An 18,797-nucleotide genomic window follows, 5' to 3' on the forward strand; every position below is an offset into this window, starting at 1 on the left:
CCATTATGCGTCAATTCCGGCGGCAGCGAATCCTTGCGGCAAGTCAATAGCCGTGCCGGCTGCCGGCGCTAGAGTGGCCTGAGCCAATCACCAAATGGAATGCCATGCGCACCTTGCTCACGAAGATCCGCAACACACTGGCGCCGCAGGCGGGCCTGCCTGCGGCGGCGCGCATGGAGCGACTGTCGGACCGGCGCGGCCTGCCCGCCTTCGACCCCGGCCCGCAAGCCGTCGTCAAGGCCTGCACGGCCTGGCTGTGCGCGGCGCAGGATCATTCCAGCTCAAACGACGGCGGCGTCGCGCGCGATTACAATTTGCTGACGGGCTGGTCGAGCTCCTACCCGGAGACCACCGGCTACATCATCCCCACCATGATCGCCGTGGCGCGGCGCACGGGCGATCATGGTGAAGATGAGGCCCTGCACGGGCGGGCGCGCCGCATGCTCGATTGGTGCGTGGCCATCCAGTTCCCGCAAGGCGGCTTCCAGGGCGGGAAGATCGACTCCACCCCGCGCGTGCCCGTCACCTTCAACACGGGTCAGATCCTGCTTGGCCTGGCCGCCGGCGTGGCAGCATACGGCGAAGCCTACCGGGACGCCATGCAGCGCGCGGCAAGCTGGCTGCGCGACAGCCAGGATGCCGACGGCTGCTGGCGCAGGCATCCGACGCCGTTCGCCAGCGCGGGCGACAAGGCCTACGAAACGCATGTGGCGTGGGGCCTGTTCGAAGCGGACCGCATCGCGCCGGGACACGGCTATGGCGCGGCCGGCCTGCGCCAGGTCGACTGGGCACTGAGCAAACAGCGTCTCAATGGCTGGTTCGCTTCGAACTGCCTCGACAATCCGCTCCTGCCCCTGACCCATACCATCGGCTATGCCTTGCGCGGCCTGCTCGAAGCGCACCGTTTTTCGGCGCGCGCCGACCTGCTGGACGCCGCCGCGCGCACCGGCACGAGCATCGCCAGGGCCGTGGCGGCCGACGGCTACCTGGCGGGCCGCCTCGGTCCGGACTTCCAGCCTGGGGCCTGCTACGCCTGCCTCACGGGCTCCGCGCAAAACGCGCATTGTCTGTTCCTGCTGTACCAGCTCACGGGCGAGCGGCGCTACCTCGATGCGGGACGCCGCCTGAATAGTTACGTGCGGCGCTGCGTCAGCATCGACGGCCCCTTGCACGCGCGCGGCGGCGTCAAGGGTTCGTTTCCCGTCGATGGCGATTACGGCACCTGGGCTTACCTGAACTGGGCCGCCAAGTTCTGCATCGATGCGAACCTGCTGGAACTGGAAATCGGCGATGCTTGAACGGGCCAAACGCGCCGCCAGGGCCGCGCTGGAAGCGTGGCGCCGCGCCGCCAGCGCCAGTCACGTGCGCCAGAGCAGGCCCCACGTGACGCGCGCCACGCTGGCGTCCGGCCTGGCGCGGCTCGGCGTGGCGCCAGGCGATACGCTGTTCGTGCATTCCTCGCTGAAAAGCCTGGGCTATGTCGAAGGCGGCGCAGTGGCCGTGATAAGTGCCCTGCAGGACGCCGTCGGCCCGCAAGGCACCCTGCTGCTGCCCACCTACTATCTGCCCGGCGGCTCCGTGCGCGCCACCTGCGCCATGCCGGACTATGTGTTCGACCCGCGCCGCCATGGCACGCACATGGGCCGGCTGCCGGAAGCCTTCCTGGCCAGTGATGCGATCCATCGCAGCATCCACCCGACACACTCCGTGTCCGCGTGGGGCCGCCATGCCGCCGATCTGACCGAGGCGCACCACCGCGCGCCCTCGATCTTCGGCATGGGCTCGCCCTGGCAGCGCTTCATCGCCTGCGAGCAGGCGAAGGTGCTGGGCCTGGGCATTTCCATGGGGCCGGTGACGTTCTACCACGCGCTGGAAGACGCCATGGGCGACGCCTTTCCCGTGCCCGTCTGGGAAGACGATGTAAAGCTGCTGGCTTGCCTGGACCACGCCGGCCGGCGCTGGGACGTGCCCGTGCGCCCGTTCGACCAGGCAGTCGCCCAGCGCCGCATCGACCATGCAAGCCGGAATGACTTGCGCGATTATTTTGCGCGCGAGTTCGACGCCGCCGGCCTGCGCGTCAACGGGCAAGTTGGCGATGCGGCGTCGTGGTGCATTCCCGCGCAGGCGTTTTATGCGCACCTGCACCGGCTGGCGTCCGAACACGTGACGATCTACGCGAGCGCGGCGCAGCTGGCGGCCCGGCCCATCGGACGCGCATGAAAAAACCGCCCGGATCGTCATGACACCGGGCGGTTTTACTTGGGTTGGCTACAACATCAAGCCTGCGGGCGGTCCGCCTTCTTCTCTCTTGCGACGATATACAGCAGCACGATGATGACGGCATATGGCAGCAGCGACAGCGCATCCGAATGCAGGCCCGCATAGAACGGATTGCCATGCTCGGCCCAGTCGGCCATCATCTGGTCGAAGTGCGTCAGCACGCCGGCCGTAATCGCAATGATGATGCCGGCCAGCGCGCCGCCGGCGATGTAGCCGGAAGCGAGCAGCACGCCCGAGCTGCGGTCGCCCGCCAGCTGGCGCTCTTCCTCGTTCAGCTTTGCATTGTGTTCCAGCTTGTTGTTGCGGCGGTCCGCCAGCCAGCGCACCAGGCCGCCGACGAAAATCGGCAAGGTCGACGACAGCGGCAGGTACACGCCCACGGAAAACGCCAGCGACGGAATGCCAGCCATTTCCAGCACCACGGCGATCATCACGCCGAACAGCACCAGGGTCCACGGCAGCTGCTGGTCGAGGATGCCCTTGATGATGTAGGACATCAGCACGGCCTTCGGCGCATCGTATTTCTTCACTTCCGAGCCGTCCGGACGCTTGCTGTAATGGCCATTGATGCCCGGATCGACCAGGTAAGCCAGCTGGCCATCTTCCTTAACGAAATACTTGCCGGCCGGGCCGCCCACGGTGTCCGTCTTTTGCCAGACTTTATACGTATTGTGGTCCGTATCGGCTTGCGGGCCATGCAGTTCGCCCGTCACCGTCAGCTTCGACGCATCGACCGTCAGGCCAGGCGCCACTTGCGCGGCCGGCACGTAGACGGTGCTCGCTTCATTCAGTTTCAACAGAATCGGACCGAGGATCAGCGCCGACGACAAGGCACCCGCCAGAATCGCGTACTGCTGCAGGCGCGGCGTGGCGCCCACCAGGTAGCCGGTTTTCAAGTCTTGCGAGGTGGTGCCCGCATTGCTGGCGGCGATGCACACGATGGCGCCCACCGACAGGGCAGTCACATAGTAACGCCCGCCCGTCCAGCCCATGATCAGGAAGATCAGGCAAGTGAACAGCAAGGTGGCCACGGCCATGCCGGAAATCGGGTTCGACGACGAGCCGATTTCGCCCGTCAGGCGCGACGACACGGTGGCGAACAAAAAGCCGAAGACGAGGATCAGCAGCGCGCCGAGGAAGTTCATGTGCAGCGGCGTGGCGAAGGTGATCACGGCGATGATGGACAGGCAGCCGATGATGACCCATTTCAGTGGGATATCCTGGTCCGTGCGCAGGGTGGAATTGCTCTTGACGCCCTTGCCGATGCCTTTCAGGCCGGCCGACAGGCTGCGCCAGATCATGGGCATGGCGCGCACCAGCGAAATCAGGCCGCCGGCGGCCACGGCGCCCGCGCCGATATACAGCACGTAGGCGCTGCGCACGTCGTCCGCGCCCATTTCGCTGATCAACTTGGTGCCCGGCGAGAGCACGGTGGTCAGGCTGTCGCCGAAGAACTTGATCATCGGGATCAAGAGCAGATACGACAGCACGCCGCCGGCCGCCATGGTGGCGGCGATGCGCGGGCCGATGATGTAGCCCACGCCCAGCAATTCAGGGGAAATCTCGGCGCCGATGGAGCCGCCCTTCAGCGGCGCGGCAAATTCCACGCCCGGCGTATCCCGCCAGCCCTTGAACGAGATATTGAAGACTTTATACAGCAAGCCGACGGCAAAGCCGCCGAAGATGATCTTCGCGCGGCGCTTGGCGTCCAGCGCGGCAGCCGAGTCTTTCTCAATGCTTTCGCCGGCGGCGATGCGCGATTCTTCCGTGGCGGCCGCCTTGAGTACTTCGGCGCAGGCCGTGCCTTCGGGGAATTTGAGTTCCTTGTGCTGGTCGACGATCATGGTGCGGCGCATGGGGATCATCATCAGGATGCCCAGCAGGCCGCCGAGGATACCGACCAGCATGACCCGCGAGATTTCCAGGTCGAAGCCGAGGATCAGGATGGCGGGCATGGTCACGCCCAGGCCGAAGGCCAGCGATTCGCCGGCCGAACCGGCCGTTTGCGTGATGCTGTTTTCCAGGATCGACGAATCCTTGCCGCCCACCTTCTTGGCCAGGCCGAACAGGGTGATGGCGATCACGGCGACGGGAATCGAGGCGCTGACGGTCAGGCCCACTTTCAGCACCAGGTACAGCGAGGAGGCGCCAAAGACCATCCCCAGGATGACGCCCATGAACAGCGCGCGGAAGGTCATCTCGGGCAGCTTCGCATCGGCCGGGATATAGGGCTTCACGACGCTCGGTGTTGCATCTTTTGCCATGGATATTTCCTTAATTTTTAAAAATAAACAGCCCGGATTGACGCCCGGGCTATTTTCTTGAAGCCGAGACTATCGCACAGCCGCGTTTCGATGAAAAGGTTTTTTGCTCCCGGTCCCGGCGCCTGGCCCGGCGCCCCGCCCGCACGGGAGGCGCTGGCGCATTGGTCTATAATCGCTGCCACCGTGCCTTGCACGCTCACGTGAGACTGCCTTGACTGCCAAACGAACCGGATTCCCCTGGCCTTCCCGCCGCGCCACCGTGCGCGGCTTCATCATCGCCGGCTGCGCCGCGCTGGCCGCCGCCGTGCTGCTGGCCGCCTACCTGTTCCTGTACGTGCGCCCGCGCCTGCCCGAACTGGACGTCATCACCGACTACCAGCCGAAGATACCGCTGCGCGTGTACACGGCCGACAATGTGCTGATCGGCGAATTCGGCGAAGAACACCGCGACTTCGTGCCGATCGCGCAAGTGCCGGAAATGATGAAAAAGGCCTTGCTGGCCATCGAGGATGGCCGCTTCTACGAACACCACGGCATCGACTTCGTGCGCGCCGGCGGCGCCGTGCTGTCGAACCTGCGCCACGGCTTCGGCCACGGCGGCGGTTCCACCATCACCATGCAGGTGGCGCGCAACTTCTTCCTGACGCGCGAAAAAGTCGCCTCGCGCAAGCTCAATGAAATCATGCTGGCCCTGAAAATCGAGGCTGCCCTGTCGAAAGACCAGATTCTCGAGCTGTACATGAACCAGATGTACCTGGGCCAGCGCTCGTTCGGCTTCGGCAGCGCGGCGCAGACCTACTTCGGCAAACCGCTGAATGAACTGTCGATCGCGGAAATGGCCATGCTGGCCGGCTTGCCGCAAAACCCGTCGCGGCATAACCCGATCAGCAATCCGAAAAAGGCGCACGCGCGCCAGCAACTGGTCTTGAAACGCATGCGCGAACTCGATTACATCAGCGAAGGCCAGTACCAGCAAGCGCTGGCCCAGCCGCTGCATATCAATACCCGCGGCAAGCAGGGTTTCGACACGCACGCCGAATACGTGGCCGAACTGGCGCGCCAGGCCGTGTATGCCCAGTACAAGGAAGACAGCTACACCAAGGGCATCAGCGTCTACACGACGATCCTGAAAGCGGACCAGGACGCGGCCTACGCCTCGACGCGCCGCAACGTCATCGCCTACGACCAGCGCCACGGCTACCGCGGCCCGGAAACCTTCATCGACATGCCGCTCGACGCCGAGCAGCGCGACGACGCCATCGATGCTGCACTGCAAAAACGCCCGGACAGCGACGGCCTGATCGCCGCCGTCGTCACGGAAGTGGTTAGCGGCAAGGTGGTGGCCGACACGGGCGACGGCGACGCCAAGGCCATCACGGGCGAAGGCCTGCGCTTTGCCGCCCCTGCCCTGTCCGCCAAGGCCAGCGCTGGCATCAAGCTGCGCCCGGGCGCCGTGATCCGCATCAGCAAGGATGGCAAGGGCAACTGGGCCATCACGCAAGTACCGCTGGTGGCCGCCGCCTTCGTCTCGCTCGATGCGGAAACGGGCGCCTACCACGCGATGGTGGGCGGCTTCGACTACAACCTGCAAAAGTTCAACCACGTCACGCAAGCCTGGCGCCAGCCCGGTTCGGCCATGAAGCCCTTCGTGTATTCGGCGGCGCTGGAAAAAGGCTTTTCGCCGGCCACCCTGATCAACGACGTGCCCCTGGAAATGCAGGCGGGCGGCAAGGTGTGGGCGCCGCAGAATGACGACTTCAAGTTCGACGGCCCGATCACCATGCGCTACGCGCTGGCGCAATCGAAGAACGTGGCCTCGGTGCGCATCCTGCGCGCGCTGGGCGTGTCGTACACGCACGACTTCATGGAAAAATTCGGTTTCGACCCGGCGCGCCAGCCCAGCAATCTGACGATGGCGCTGGGCACGGGTTCCGTCACGCCCGTGCAGATGGCGGGTGCCTACGCCCTGTTCGCCAACGGCGGCCACCAGGTGGAACCGTATCTGATCGACCGCATCGTCGACGCCAAGGGCACGGTGCTGATGCAGACCAAACCGCCCGCGCCGAACGATGACAAGACCCTGGCGCTGGACCCGCGCAACGCCTTCGTGATGGACAGCATGCTGCGCGAAGTCACGCGCACCGGCACGGGCGCGGCGGCGACGAAAAAACTGGGGCGCGGCGACATCGCCGGCAAGACGGGCACCACCAGCGACGCCGTCGACGGCTGGTTCGCCGGCTATGGCGGCGGCATCGTGGCGGTGGCGTGGATGGGCTATGACGAACCCAAATCCCTGGGCGGGCGCGAATTCGGCTCCTCGCTGGCCATGCCGATCTGGATCGACTACATGCGCACGGCCCTGTCGGCGCGCCCGCAAATCACGCGCGCCGTGCCGGCGGGCCTGAGCCAGGTCGACGGCGAGTGGCTGTACGACGAATTCATCGACATGAATGGCGTCAAGACGCTGGATATGGATGTGGAAACGCCGACGGATCCGGCGGCCGTGCCAGAGACGGTGCCGGTGGAAACCTCGAACTGATGGACCAGTAGGTCGGGTTAGCCGGAACGGCGTAACCCGACAAGACGCCGTTGGCGGCGTTTTTACGCCGCCTTGACCATGCTCAAATACCCGCGCACCGTACTGACGACGCTGTCGGCAAAATCGTCGACATTGACCTTCGCCGCACGGTACTTCCAGCGTTTCACGTACCAGTCCTGGAACAGGGCCAGGCAGTGTGCGGCAAGCAAGGTGGGATCGCCCTGCGGCTTCGGTTCAATTTCCCCGATGGTGGCGGCGATCAGGGTCTGCACATACAGTTCCGAATTTTTCGCCATGCTGCGCTGCTCCACCTGCAGCACGCGCGAATCCATGAAGACAAAATAAAACCACGGCTGCAGCACTTCGGACAGGTAGATCGACGAGCGTATCATCGCTTCCAGGCGGTCCAGCGGCGACTTCACGTCCGCAAACAGCAGCGGCAAGGCTTGCGTGGCGTGGCGCACCACGTCCTCGATCATTTCGGCCAGTTGATCCTTGCTGGTGATATAGCCATACAGGCCGCCCATCGACAGCCCGGTCTCGCGGCACAAATCGCGCAAGCTCATGGCGCGGAAGCCCACGTCATTGGCCAGGCGGAAGGTGGCGACGAAGATGCGTTCAAGATTTTCCAGCGCCGGCTTGCGGCGTTTGACGCCGATGCGCTCCGCGTGGCGGTCAAGAATATATTCCCAGATGTTTTCGCCATTTAACGGCGTCATCTGCTGAAACTGTTCAAAATTAAAATGGGTCGACAAGTGCATTCCCAAGTAACGGTGGAGGAGCGATATCCATGCCATGCAGGTACGCGGCATGGCAAGACGGCGGGACGGCGGATGCCGGGCCGATTATAGCTCAGGAAAACAACTATTTGACTTTTCAACTATGCAATGGGCACATCAGCAACGCCAAATTCCCACAGTTATTGCGCTGCATCATGCAATTCAAATGCAATTTACATCGAGCGGTGCTACATTCAAAAACCGAGCGCTCGCTATTTTTAATGCATCAAGAATGTAAGGAGTGCACGGTTCACCGCTACAGCATCGACATTTCCATATTATTCAAATAACGGAGACAAAATGAAGACTCGCTTTTGGCAATTGCTATCCACCCTGCTGTTTTCCCTCGCCATCCTGCCCGGCAGCGCCAGCGCCGCCGGCTACACGCAGACCAAGTATCCGATCGTGCTCGTGCACGGCCTGTTCGGCTTCGACAAGCTCGGTCCCGTCGAATATTTTTATGGCGTCCCCGCCGCCCTGCGCAGCGGCGGCGCGCAAGTGTATGTGACCACCGTGTCGGGCGCCAATAGCACGGAAGTACGCGGCGAGCAGCTGCTGTCGCAGGTGCGGCAAATCCTCGCCGCCACGGGCGCGGCCAAGGTCAATCTGATCGGCCATAGCCACGGCGGCCCCACGGCCCGCTATGTCGCCTCCGTGCGCCCCGACCTGGTGGCGTCCGTCACCAGCGTGGCCGGCGTGAACAAGGGTTCCAAGGTGGCCGATATCCTCAGCGGCGCCATTCCCAACACCAGCAACGCGCTGGGCAATGCGCTCGCCTCGCTGATCGGTATTTTGTCGGGCAACAAGGGCTTGCCGCAAAACGCGGGCGCCTCGCTGGCGTCGCTGTCCACGGCCGGCTCGCTCGCCTTCAACAGCCGCCACCCGCAAGGCGTGCCCACCTCAGCCTGCGGCGAAGGCGCCTACCAGGTGCAAGGCGTGCACTATTTTTCGTGGAGCGGCGCGCAACCGTACACGAATGTGCTCGACGTGGGCGACCCGGCACTGGCGGCCATCAGCCTGGCCTTCGGCGGCGTCAAGAACGATGGCCTGGTCAGCAGCTGCTCCAGCCACCTGGGCAAGGTGATCCGCGACGACTACGCCATGAACCACCTCGATGAAGTCAATCAGTTCGTCGGCATCGTCAACCTGTTCGAGACGAGCCCCGTCACCGTCTTCCGCCAGCAAGCGAACCGCCTGCAAGGCCTGGGACTGTAAGGAGAAGCGCATGCACGCGAAATGGATCTTCGGCGGCAGCCTGGCGGCCCTGGCCCTGTACCTGGCGCTGCGCCCGGGCGAGGCGCCCGCCCCGCCGCCGGAAAAGGCGGAACCGGACCTGTTCGCGTTCGTGCGCTCGATGGAAGGCACGCGGCCCGACGGCAACGTGACGGTGGCCGCCGGCGACAAGCTGGTGGTCGACGCGGAACTGGGCCACCTGTTCGACTACTATCTGGCGGGCCTCGGCGAAAAGCCGCTGGCCGCCATCCGCAGCCAGATCGAGGCGGAACTCGACAAGCGCCTGGCGCCCGTGCCCGCCCGCGAAGCGAAACGCCTGCTTGGCGCGTACCTGGCCTACAAGCAGGCGCTGGCCGGCGCGGAACAGGCCTTGCCGGCGCAAGCCGATGCGGCCCTGGCGGCGCGCGCACGCCTGCAAGCCATGCGCGCCTTGCGCGGCAATTACTTTACAGCCGAGGAAAGCGCGGGCCTGTTCGGCGCCAGCGACGCGTATGACGACGACGCCGTGGCGCGCATGGCGATACTCGGCGACGCATCGCTCGACGAGGCGCAGCGCCAGGCGCAACTGGCCGCGCTGGACCAGAAAATGTCGCCGGCCCAGCGCGCCGCACGCGACGCGCCGCTGCAGGTGGCGCAGCTGGACGCCTCCGTCAAGGCCTTGCGGGCACAGGGCGGCGGCGAAAATGAAGTCTATCGCCTGCGCGCCGGCACGTTCACGCCGGCGGCGGCGGCGCGCCTGGCGGAACTGGACCGCGAGGAATCGCAGTGGCAGCAGCGCATCATCGCCTATCAAGCGCTCAAAGCACAGAAAGCCGCCCTTCCCGGCGGCGCGCAGGATGCGGCAGCACTGCAGCAGCTGCGCGACGCCAGTTTCACGCCGGAGGAACAGCGCCGGCTGGGGGCCTACGAATAGCGCTCAGGCCAGCTGCGCCAGCAAAGCCGCCGCCGCCATCACATCCGTCGTGTCGCGTCCCTGACGGTAGGCCGCATGCACAGGAGCCAGCACGGCATGCGCGGCGACGGGGCGGCCTTGCGCCTGCAGCACGGCCGCCAGGCTGGTGGCGCAGCGCAGCTCCCAGCCCGGCGCCTGCTGGCCCCTGGCCAGCTGCAGCGCCTCTTCCAGCTGTACCCGCACCGCTTCCAGGCCGGCCGCATCGTCGTGCGCCAGCGCGCGCCAGCGGTGGTGCGCGTCGCGGCGCAGCACTTCCGGCGCGCTCCACGGCGCCAGGCCCATGCGCGCGCGCCGCAGCGCCTGGCTATCGGCGGCCGCGTCGTGCAGGGTGGCCATCAGATCGACCTGTATCGGCCAGCTGCGCACCGACGGCCAGGGGAACTGTGTCAGCGCCTCGCCCCCGTCGAGCAGGCGCTGGTAGGCGGCGCCCCAGGCGCTCCAGTACAGCAAGCCATAGCGGGCCGCGTGCTCGCACAGCAGGCAAATCCACGCATGCGCCAGTTCCCGCTGTCCGCACCACAGGGCGACGGGTATGGCATTGATGGCCAGCGCCACGCACAGCGTGACGCCATTGTGCTCGAAGCCCACCGTCACCGCCTCGCGCGCCAGCGCCAGGGCGTCGTCGGGGCGGCCCTGCATCCACAGGCAGCGCGCCAGCGTGCCGCGCAGGCACACCTGGTGATCGGCCAGCAAGGCATTGTTGAAGCCGAGCTGCGCGGCCCCCTCGGGATGCGCGAGCACCATGCGCGCCAGCGCCGCCGACTGCGCGTAGCGTCCCTGCACATACTCGCCCACGGAACGCATGCGCGCCAGCACCAGGCGCATCGCCGTGTCGCCGCGCGCCTCGCACAGGATGGCCAGCTCGGTGACGTAACTGTCGGCGCGCTGGAAGTCGGCCAGCTTCAGGCTGCAGATCCACATGCCGCAGATCGCTTCGGCACGGCGGCTGCCATCGTCCGTGCGCATGGCCAGCGCATAGCCGCGCTGGAACGAACGCAGCATGGTGCCGGTGATGCCCTGCGTATGCAGCAGCAGGTGCGCCTGCGAGGCATGCAGCTGCATCTCGCTGTCGGGGTCGTCCACGGCATGCGTTGCCATGCGCTCGAGCGCCCGCTCGACGCGCACGCGGTATTCATCCATCAGCGACAGCTGATAGAACAGGGTTTGCGCGGCCAGGGTCAGTGCCACGCCCAGCGCCACGTCGCCCTCCTCGCCGAAGGCCCAGTCGATGGCGGCGCGCAGGTCGTCGACATGGCGGCCGTAGCGCGCGCTCCATTGGGCCGGCGGCATGCTTGCCCAGTCGGCGGCGATGCGTCCGGCCAGGCCCAGGCAATGGCGCGCATGGCGCAGCAGCACGGCGCCCGCATCCCCGCCTGCCGACAACTGCGCGCCAGCATACGCGCGCGTGGTGTCGAGCAACCGGTAATACACATGCTGGCGGCAAAACTCGATGCTGACGAGGGACTTGGCGGCCAGGTCGGCCAGCGTGTCGAACACGTCGCATCCGGCCACGGCGCTGGCCGACTCGAGGCGGAAGCGGCTCCTGAACACGCTCAGCGCCTGCAGCACCTGGCGCTCTTGCGCGTCGAGCAGGCCATAGCTCCAGTCCAGGGTGGCGCGCAAGGTCTGGTGGCGCAAGGGCATGTTGCGCGCGCCGCGCGTGAGCAGGCGAAAGCGGTCATCGAGCTGGCGGCGCAATTCGTGCAGGCCGAAATGGCCGATGCGCCCGGCCGCCAGCTCCAGCGCCAGCGGGATGCCGTCGAGGCGCCGGCAAATGTCCACCACCACGGGCACGTCGGCGTCAGCCAGCACGAAGGCATCGTCGACGGCCGCGCAGCGTTCGCAAAACAGCTGCACCGCGGCGAAATGCCGGAGCGCCGCCGCATCGGGCGCGGCGTCGGCCGGTGGCAATTCCAGCGCGGGCAGGCGCTGCAGCTGTTCGCTGCTGAGGCGCAGCGGCTCGCGGCTGGTGGCCAGCAGGTGCAGCAGCGGCGCGCCCTTGAGCAAGGCGTCGGCCAGCGTGGCGGCCGCGCCGATCACGTGTTCGCAGTTATCGAGCACGAGCAGCATGTGGCGCGGGCGCAGATAGGCCAGCAGGACTGGCATGGCGTCGCCGGCCGGCACCGCCACGCCCAGCGCCGTGGCCAGCGCCAGCGGCACCAGGCGGTCCTCGTCCAGCGGCGACAGGTCGACGAAACACACGCCGTCGGCATAGCGGCGCAGCACCCGCGTGGCCAGGCCGACGGCCAGGGTGGTCTTGCCGATGCCGCCCGGACCGGCAATGCACAGCAGGCGCAATTGCAGCAGCTGGTTGGCCATCGTTTGCAGCACCTCGGCGCGGCCCAGCATGCGCGTCAGCATGACGGGCAGGTTGTGCCGCGGCTCGGCGCCCGCCGCACCGGAGGCCGGACGGCCCGTGTGCGCCAGCGGCGCCAGGAAGCCATAGCCGCGCCCGGGGATGGTGGTGATGTAGCGCTGGCCGTCGCGGCCATCGCCGAGCGCCTTGCGCAGCGCCGCCAGATGCACGCGCAAGGTCGCGTCGTCGACCACGGCATTGGGCCAGACGATGGCCACCAGTTCATGCTTGTCGACGATGTCGCCGGCGCGCTCCAGCAGGGCCAGCAGCAAGTCCATGGCCCTGCTGCCCAGGCGCAGCGCGCGGTCGCCCTCGAACAGCAGGCGCTCCAGCGGCAAAAGGCGAAACGGGCCAAAGACATAGGCCGGGACGGGACTGTTTATCATTCTTGCGTGGGGGAGTAGGTGTTAAAGCACGCGGCTTGCAGTGGCCATATTCTACTGAGCATCCGCGCCATGCCGCATGGCGCCATGTTTCGGCACTGTTACAAGGCCGGCGGACAGCAGCGCGGCCACCTCGTCCGCGGGCGCCGGGCGGTGCAAATAGAATCCCTGCACCTGCGGGCAGCCCAGCCGCCGCAGCTGCGCCAATTGCTCACCGTTTTCCACGCCTTCGGCCAGCGCCTGCAAGCCCAGGCCGCGCGCCAGCGCCAGGGTCGAGGCGACGATGACGGCGTCGCGGCCACCGCTGCCACTGCTGCCCAGGTCGTGGATGAAGGAACGGTCGATCTTGATGGTATGAATCGGCAGCAGCCTGACATGGCTCAAGCCCGAATGGCCGGTGCCGTAATCGTCGAGCGAAATGGCCAGGCCCAGCGCGCGCAGCTGGCGCAATCCCTGCGCCGCCTGCGCCATATCGTCGATGCAGCAGCTTTCCGTCACTTCCAGCTCCAGCAGGCAGGCGGGAATGGCGTGGCGCCGCAGGCAGCTCAACACGAAATCGGGTAACTGCGCCGGCAACTGCGGCTGGCATAGCTGGCGCGCCGAGACGTTCACCGCGACCGGCACCAAAGGCAGGCCCTGCGCGCGCCACTGCGCCAGCTGGCGGCAGGCCGCATCAATGCCCCAGTTGCCCAGCGCGGCGATGGCGCCAGTCTGCTCGGCCAGACCGATGAATTCGTTCGGATAGACCAGGCCGTGGCGCGGATGGTTCCAGCGTAGCAGCGCTTCGAGGCCGACCAGACGCAATTGCGCCGTATCGAACTTGCCCTGGTAGTGAAAGCAGAATTCGCCGCCGGCGATGGCGCTGTCCAGACGCCGCTGCAACTCCCGGCTGCGCGCCGGCGCCCGGCACAGCCGCGCCAGCGCGACCTGCCAGAACCTTGCCAGGTGCGCCACTAGGCCGGCAGGCGCGGCACGGCAGACGCAGGGCGGCCCGCCAGAACCGCCGGCCCCTGGCGCAGGCGAAACACGCTGACCACCTGCAGCAGCTTCGCCGCCTCGCCCTCCAGCGATTGCGACGCGGCCGCCGCCTCTTCCACCAGGGCGGCGTTCTGCTGCGTCACTTCATCCATCTGCAGCACCGCCTGGCTGACCTGGCCGATGCCCGTGCTTTGCTCGGCGCTGGCCGCCGTGATGTCGGCCACCATCTGGCTCACGCGCCCCACGGCCGCCACCACGTCCTGCATCGTGGCGCCGGCCTGCGCCACAAGGGCCGCGCCGGCGTCCACCTGCTGCGTGGAATTGGCGATCAGGGCGCGGATATCGCGCGCCGCCGCCGCGCTGCGCTGCGCCAGGTTGCGCACTTCCGTCGCCACGACGGCAAAGCCGCGCCCCTGCTCGCCGGCGCGCGCCGCCTCGACGGCCGCGTTCAGGGCCAGGATATTCGTCTGGAAGGCCAGCATGTCGATCACGCCGATGATGTCGGCGATCTGCGCCGAGGACGCGCTGATGGCGTCCATGGTGTGAATGACCTGTCCCACGGCTTGCCCGCCGGCGCCGGCGATGTTCGCCGCCTCGACGGCCAGCACGCTGGCATGGCGGGCATTGTCCGCGTTCTGCTGCACCGTGGAGCTCAGTTCCTCCATCGCCGACGCCGTCTGTTCCAGCGAGCTGGCCTGCTCCTCGGTGCGCGACGACAGGTCGATATTGCCGGCCGCGATCTGCGACGACGCCGTGGCGATGGTGTCGGTGCCGCCGCGCACCTGCTGCACGATGTCGAGCAGGTTGCCGTTCATGATGCACAGCGCGTCGAGCAGCTTGCCCGTTTCATCGCCGGCGTGGCGGCCGAAGGTCGACGTCAGGTCGCCGGCGGCCACGGTCTGCGCCACCGTCAGGGCATGGCGCAGCGGATCGACGATGCTGCGCGTGACCAGCCAGGCGGTGACGAGCGAAAAGAGCACGGCCAGCGCGCTCAGCGCCAGCATCATGTTGCGCGCCGTGACGTATTCGTGGCGCACCTGGGCGCCCGCCTGCTCCATCAGCTCATGCTGGTGCGCGATGAGGCTTTCCAGCGCCGCCATGTAGCGCAGCTGCTCGCCGCGCACGGTGCCGAGCAGCAAAGTCGTCGCTTCGTCGCGCGCGCCCTCTTCCAGCAGGGTCAGCACCTTGTCGCGCCCGGCGTTGAACGCGGCGCGCGCCTGCGTCACGGCCGCCATCTGCTGGCGGCCCTGCGGCGACAGCACCACCTTGTCCAGCTGCGCCAGGCCCTTTTCCGTTTCGCCGCCCGCCCTGGCGATGGTGGCGCGTTCCTGCGCCAGCTGCTGCGGCTCCGTCATCAGGAGCAGGTTGCGCGAGGAGCGCGCGATGATGTTGACATTCTTGATGATGTCGTTGGCCAGCACGGTTTTCGGATATTTGTCGTCGATCACGTCGCGCATGCGCAGTTCCAGGCTGGACAGGCGCAGCATGCCCAGCATGGCGGTCGCCAGCAGCAGCAAGGTCAACAACGCAAAGGAGCAGCGCAGGCGCGTGCCGATTTTCATATTTGCCATCTTTATTCGCATCCTTCAGTGTGGTGCATCGGTCATCGCGCCGGGCTCGCATGCAAGGCTGACGGCAATGGCTGCCGCCTGCCAGGTATGGCTGGACGCAGCAGGCGGAGGGGTCAGCCGGGATGTGGCCGAGGCGGGAACAAGGGTGGTACGGCAGGCAGTGTGAGTTATCTCACAAGCAATGTCGCGTTAAGTTTTGCAAAGATTTGCTTAGATGGCAAAACAGCTATTTTTATAACGCTGTTTTTTTAGTAAGTAGTAACCGCAGTGCACAGGCAAAAACGGCCGCGCAAGGCGGCCGTCCGTTAGCGCATGCTGGCGCCGTCAATCGATCAGAACACTTCCCACTCGTCGTCGCGCGGCGCGCTCTGGCGCTGGGACGGCACGGCGTGCAAGGCCGGGCGGCCTGCGGCGGGGCGCGAAGCATGTCCCGGTACCGGACGCTTCAGCGCGGCGCTGGCCACCGCGGCGCGCGGCGCGGCCGGCTTGGCGTTCGCGCGCGCGGCAGGCGCCTGGGCGCCATCGAGCTTGAAGACGCTGACCACGTCGGCCAGCTGGCCCGATTGCTCCTGCAGCGATTCGGCAGCGGCGGCCGCCTCTTCCACCAGGGCCGCGTTTTGCTGGGTCACCTGGTCCATCTGGCCGATGGCCTGGTTGATCTGGTCGATGCCCGAGCTTTGCTCCTGCGTGGCCAGGCTGATTTCCGCCATGATGTCCGTCACGCGCTGCACGCTGGAGACGATTTCGGCCATCGTGCTGCCCGCCTCGGCCACCAGCTTGCTGCCCGCGTCGACGGCCACGACGGAGTCGCCGATCAGGGTCTTGATTTCCTTCGCCGCCGCCGCCGAACGTTGCGCCAGATTGCGCACTTCCGTCGCCACGACGGCGAAACCGCGTCCCTGCTCGCCCGCGCGCGCCGCTTCCACGGCCGCATTCAAGGCCAGGATATTCGTCTGGAAGGCGATGCCGTCGATGACGGAAATGATGTCGACGATCTTGCGCGACGAGTCGTTGATGGCGTCCATGGTCTCGACCACCTTGCCCACCACGGCGCCGCCCTTGACGGCCACGCCCGAGGCGCTCAGCGCCAGCTGGTTCGCCTGCTGGGCATTGTCGGCATTCTGCCGCACGGTCGACGTCAGTTCTTCCATCGACGACGCCGTCTCTTCCAGCGAACTGGCTTGCTCTTCCGTGCGCGAGGACAGGTCCAGGTTGCCGCTGGCGATTTCCGACGAGGCCGTGGCGATGGTTTCCGTGCCGCTGCGCACCTGGCCGACGATGCTGACCAGGCTGGAATTCATGTCTTTCAGCGCCTGCAGCAGCTGCCCCGTTTCTTCCGTCGTGTGCACTTCGATCTGGCTCGTCAGGTCGCCCGAGGCCACCGTTTGCGCCACTTTCACGGCCGAATTGATCGGCTGCGTGATGGCGCGCGTGATGTAGGCGGCGCAACCGATGCCCAGTGCGGAAGCCAGCAAGCCGAGGATGACCATCAGGCTTTCCGAGCGGATCACGGCCGCGCTGCCGTCCTTGACGCTGGCATCGGCCACGCCGTTATTGAGCTTGATGATCTCGTTGAGCGTGCCTTCGGCCTTGCCGAACAGCGCGCGCGAGTCCTGGTACTGTTTGTAGAAAGTCACGAACAACTCTTTCTGCCGTGGCTCGTCGCGGTTGTCGGCCAGCTGGCGCAAGATGGCGCGCACCTTGTCGTCATCCCCCTTCCAGGCCGCCCACTCGCCCTGGAAGCGCTGCCACAGCACGGCTTCCTCTGGCGTTTGCGGCAGCGGCTCGTACAGCTTGCGGCCTGCCTCGATATTGTTCCAGGCCTTGGTGCGCAGCTGCAGCGCTTCCGCGAACTTGTCCTGTGCCTGGTAATTGTTTTCATAGATGGCGGCCGTCAGGGTGGCGGCGGCGACGGCCGTCTGCCCTTCGCTGATCATCATCAAGCCCTGGATCGACGGCAGGCGCACCACGCCGATTTCATTGACGGCGCGGCCCACGGTGGCGATGCCCGTGTAGCCGCTGATGCCCACCACCAGCAAGGCCGCCATCATCACGGCAACGAGCGTCGCCAACTTCCATTTGATCAGTAAATTCTTAAACATGGCGAGATCCTTTATAAAGTCACGAAGACTGCTGGCGAAGGCGGGGCTGGCATGTTCGAGTAAAACAGCTGACACTTGTATAAAGGTGGCGGGGATGGGGCGTACGCTTCGTTACAATTGGCGAGATTTTATAATAGGAAGCATAGTGGAAAACGGGGGCGCTGGCTGTCAAATACTTGATACAAAACAAGATTTATTTCTTTACTGTGGCGTGTATTGCACAGCGGTCAAAAAAATTGACAGAGTGCCCCGCTTTGGTGCAAAAAATCGCGCTGCGCCACTATTGGCTACGCAGTTGATAGTCGTATAAGATGAGCAACAAGCAAACAACAGGCAGACCATGGCTTATCCTATCGAACACAAACTGGTGATCGGGGTCGCTTCCAGCGCCCTGTTCGACCTGGCCGAATCGCACCAGGTCTACCTCGACAACGGTCCCGAGGAATACCGCAAATACCAGGAAACGCACATCGACACGGTCTTGCCGCGCGGCGTGGCCTTTCCCTTCATCCGCCGCTTCCTGAACATCAACAAGCATTATCCGCGCCAGTCGCCCGTGGAAGTGGTGCTGTTTTCGCGCAATTCGCCGGAAACGGGCTTGCGCGTGATGCACAGCATCGCCCACTACGGCCTGGACATTTCGCGCGCCGCCTTCATGACGGGCAAGTCGCCCTACCCCTACCTGCCGGCCTTCAACGCCTCGCTCTTCCTCAGCGCGAATGAAGACGACGTGCGCAGCGCCCTGGCCTGCGACTATCCGGCCGGCCTGGTGCTGCCGTCGCGCACGGAAGACGACGAGAATGACGAAGAACTGCGCGTGGCCTTCGATTTCGACGGCGTGATCGCCGACGACGAAGCGGAAACTGTCTTCAAGCGCAACAACGACGTCGATGAATTCCACGCCCATGAAACCCTGAACGTGGGCACGCCGCACCGCCCGGGACCGCTGGCCGGCCTATTCCAGAAGCTGGCCACCATGCAGCGCCTGGAGGAAAGGGCCCAGCGGCGCGACCCCGGCTATAAGAAGATCCTGCGCATCGCCATCATCACGGCGCGCAACGCGCCTTCGCACGAGCGGGTCGTGACGACCCTGAAAAGCTGGGGCGTGGCGGCCGACGAAACGTTTTTCCTGGGCGGCATGGACAAATCGCGCGTGCTGGCCGTGTTCAAGCCGCATATCTTCTTCGACGACCAGCTGAGCCACCTCAAATCGGCAGGCGGGACCATCCCCATGGTGCATGTTCCTTTCGGTATCGCGAATATGCGCGCGGGTGATGGTCTATAATCTCGCCTGTCAGCGCCGTCACTGGCGGCGCTGCGCGCACCACAGCTGTCCCATTCAACTGCCTCTGCCACTAGT

At 65.8% G+C, this 18,797-nt stretch carries 12 protein-coding genes; 6 read left to right on the forward strand and 6 right to left on the reverse strand.

Annotated elements, in window-relative coordinates; all coding sequences use genetic code 11:
- Window positions 1-104 precede the first annotated feature (104 nt).
- Both P9875_RS18405 and P9875_RS18410 read left to right on the forward strand, forming a co-directional pair.
- The gene (locus tag P9875_RS18405; RefSeq protein ID WP_278316201.1) at window positions 105-1,298 is read left to right on the forward strand and encodes a hypothetical protein; all 1,194 of its coding nucleotides are present in this window, start codon (window positions 105-107) and stop codon (window positions 1,296-1,298) included.
- Complete coding sequence (locus P9875_RS18410) at window positions 1,291-2,220, forward strand: AAC(3) family N-acetyltransferase (protein ID WP_278316202.1); 930 nt, start codon at window positions 1,291-1,293, stop codon at window positions 2,218-2,220. The genes P9875_RS18405 and P9875_RS18410 overlap by 8 nt, the downstream gene beginning before the upstream one ends.
- 56 nt (window positions 2,221-2,276) lie before the next feature.
- Here the strand turns inward: P9875_RS18410 and P9875_RS18415 are convergent, their stop codons facing one another.
- A complete protein-coding gene (locus P9875_RS18415; protein ID WP_278316203.1) occupies window positions 2,277-4,544 on the reverse strand; it encodes an OPT family oligopeptide transporter in 2,268 nt (755 codons plus the stop codon).
- Window positions 4,545-4,755: 211 nt separating this feature from the next.
- On the opposite strand from P9875_RS18415, the gene P9875_RS18420 reads away from it, so the two are divergent.
- Complete coding sequence (locus tag P9875_RS18420) at window positions 4,756-7,083, forward strand: penicillin-binding protein 1A (RefSeq protein WP_278316204.1); 2,328 nt, start codon at window positions 4,756-4,758, stop codon at window positions 7,081-7,083.
- 62 nt (window positions 7,084-7,145) lie between these two features.
- Here the strand turns inward: P9875_RS18420 and P9875_RS18425 are convergent, their stop codons facing one another.
- A complete protein-coding gene (locus P9875_RS18425) occupies window positions 7,146-7,844 on the reverse strand; it encodes a TetR/AcrR family transcriptional regulator (protein ID WP_099377493.1) in 699 nt (232 codons plus the stop codon).
- A 318-nt stretch (window positions 7,845-8,162) separates the two neighbouring features.
- Here P9875_RS18425 and P9875_RS18430 point away from each other — a divergent pair, with 318 nt between their 5' ends.
- Complete coding sequence (locus tag P9875_RS18430) at window positions 8,163-9,077, forward strand: lipase family alpha/beta hydrolase (protein ID WP_035819631.1); 915 nt, start codon at window positions 8,163-8,165, stop codon at window positions 9,075-9,077.
- A gap of 10 nt (window positions 9,078-9,087) precedes the next feature.
- Window positions 9,088-10,008: a lipase secretion chaperone gene (locus tag P9875_RS18435; RefSeq protein ID WP_278316205.1), complete on the forward strand. Its 921-nt coding sequence runs from the start codon at window positions 9,088-9,090 to the stop codon at window positions 10,006-10,008.
- A 3-nt stretch (window positions 10,009-10,011) separates the two neighbouring features.
- On the opposite strand, the gene P9875_RS18440 is transcribed toward P9875_RS18435, so the two are convergent.
- The 4 genes from P9875_RS18440 to P9875_RS18455 all read right to left on the reverse strand — a co-directional run bounded on the left by P9875_RS18440 (window position 10,012) and on the right by P9875_RS18455 (window position 17,437).
- Window positions 10,012-12,789 carry an ATP-binding protein gene (locus tag P9875_RS18440; protein ID WP_278316206.1) on the reverse strand — a complete coding sequence of 926 codons (2,778 nt, stop codon included), beginning with the start codon at window positions 12,787-12,789 and terminating at the stop codon, window positions 10,012-10,014.
- Window positions 12,790-12,840: 51 nt separating this feature from the next.
- Complete coding sequence (locus P9875_RS18445) at window positions 12,841-13,740, reverse strand: putative bifunctional diguanylate cyclase/phosphodiesterase (RefSeq protein WP_278316207.1); 900 nt, start codon at window positions 13,738-13,740, stop codon at window positions 12,841-12,843.
- On the reverse strand, window positions 13,740-15,335 hold the full coding sequence (locus P9875_RS18450) for a methyl-accepting chemotaxis protein (protein WP_278316208.1): 1,596 nt from the start codon (window positions 15,333-15,335) through the stop codon (window positions 13,740-13,742). Before P9875_RS18450 ends, P9875_RS18445 begins: the two co-directional genes overlap by 1 nt.
- Before the next feature lie 332 nt (window positions 15,336-15,667).
- A complete protein-coding gene (locus tag P9875_RS18455) occupies window positions 15,668-17,437 on the reverse strand; it encodes a methyl-accepting chemotaxis protein (RefSeq protein WP_278316209.1) in 1,770 nt (589 codons plus the stop codon).
- Window positions 17,438-17,777: 340 nt separating this feature from the next.
- Here P9875_RS18455 and P9875_RS18460 point away from each other — a divergent pair, with 340 nt between their 5' ends.
- Entirely contained in the window at window positions 17,778-18,722 is a 945-nt protein-coding gene (locus P9875_RS18460; protein ID WP_278316210.1) for a 5'-nucleotidase, read from the forward strand.
- Window positions 18,723-18,797 lie beyond the last annotated feature (75 nt).

Source organism: Janthinobacterium rivuli (genome assembly GCF_029690045.1).
Classification (GTDB): domain Bacteria; phylum Pseudomonadota; class Gammaproteobacteria; order Burkholderiales; family Burkholderiaceae_D; genus Janthinobacterium; species Janthinobacterium rivuli.

What these genes read in the sequence shown, in the direction of transcription:
- P9875_RS18410 (WP_278316202.1), top strand. Translation starts at nt 1,291, where the DNA reads ATGCTTGAACGGGCCAAACGCGCCGCCAGGGCCGCGCTGGAAGCGTGG.
- P9875_RS18450 (WP_278316208.1), bottom strand. Translation starts at nt 15,335, where the DNA reads ATGGCAAATATGAAAATCGGCACGCGCCTGCGCTGCTCCTTTGCGTTG.
- P9875_RS18425 (WP_099377493.1), bottom strand. Translation starts at nt 7,844, where the DNA reads ATGCACTTGTCGACCCATTTTAATTTTGAACAGTTTCAGCAGATGACG.
- P9875_RS18435 (WP_278316205.1), top strand. Translation starts at nt 9,088, where the DNA reads ATGCACGCGAAATGGATCTTCGGCGGCAGCCTGGCGGCCCTGGCCCTG.
- P9875_RS18415 (WP_278316203.1), bottom strand. Translation starts at nt 4,544, where the DNA reads ATGGCAAAAGATGCAACACCGAGCGTCGTGAAGCCCTATATCCCGGCC.
- P9875_RS18455 (WP_278316209.1), bottom strand. Translation starts at nt 17,437, where the DNA reads ATGTTTAAGAATTTACTGATCAAATGGAAGTTGGCGACGCTCGTTGCC.
- P9875_RS18405 (WP_278316201.1), top strand. Translation starts at nt 105, where the DNA reads ATGCGCACCTTGCTCACGAAGATCCGCAACACACTGGCGCCGCAGGCG.
- P9875_RS18440 (WP_278316206.1), bottom strand. Translation starts at nt 12,789, where the DNA reads ATGATAAACAGTCCCGTCCCGGCCTATGTCTTTGGCCCGTTTCGCCTT.
- P9875_RS18430 (WP_035819631.1), top strand. Translation starts at nt 8,163, where the DNA reads ATGAAGACTCGCTTTTGGCAATTGCTATCCACCCTGCTGTTTTCCCTC.
- P9875_RS18460 (WP_278316210.1), top strand. Translation starts at nt 17,778, where the DNA reads ATGGCTTATCCTATCGAACACAAACTGGTGATCGGGGTCGCTTCCAGC.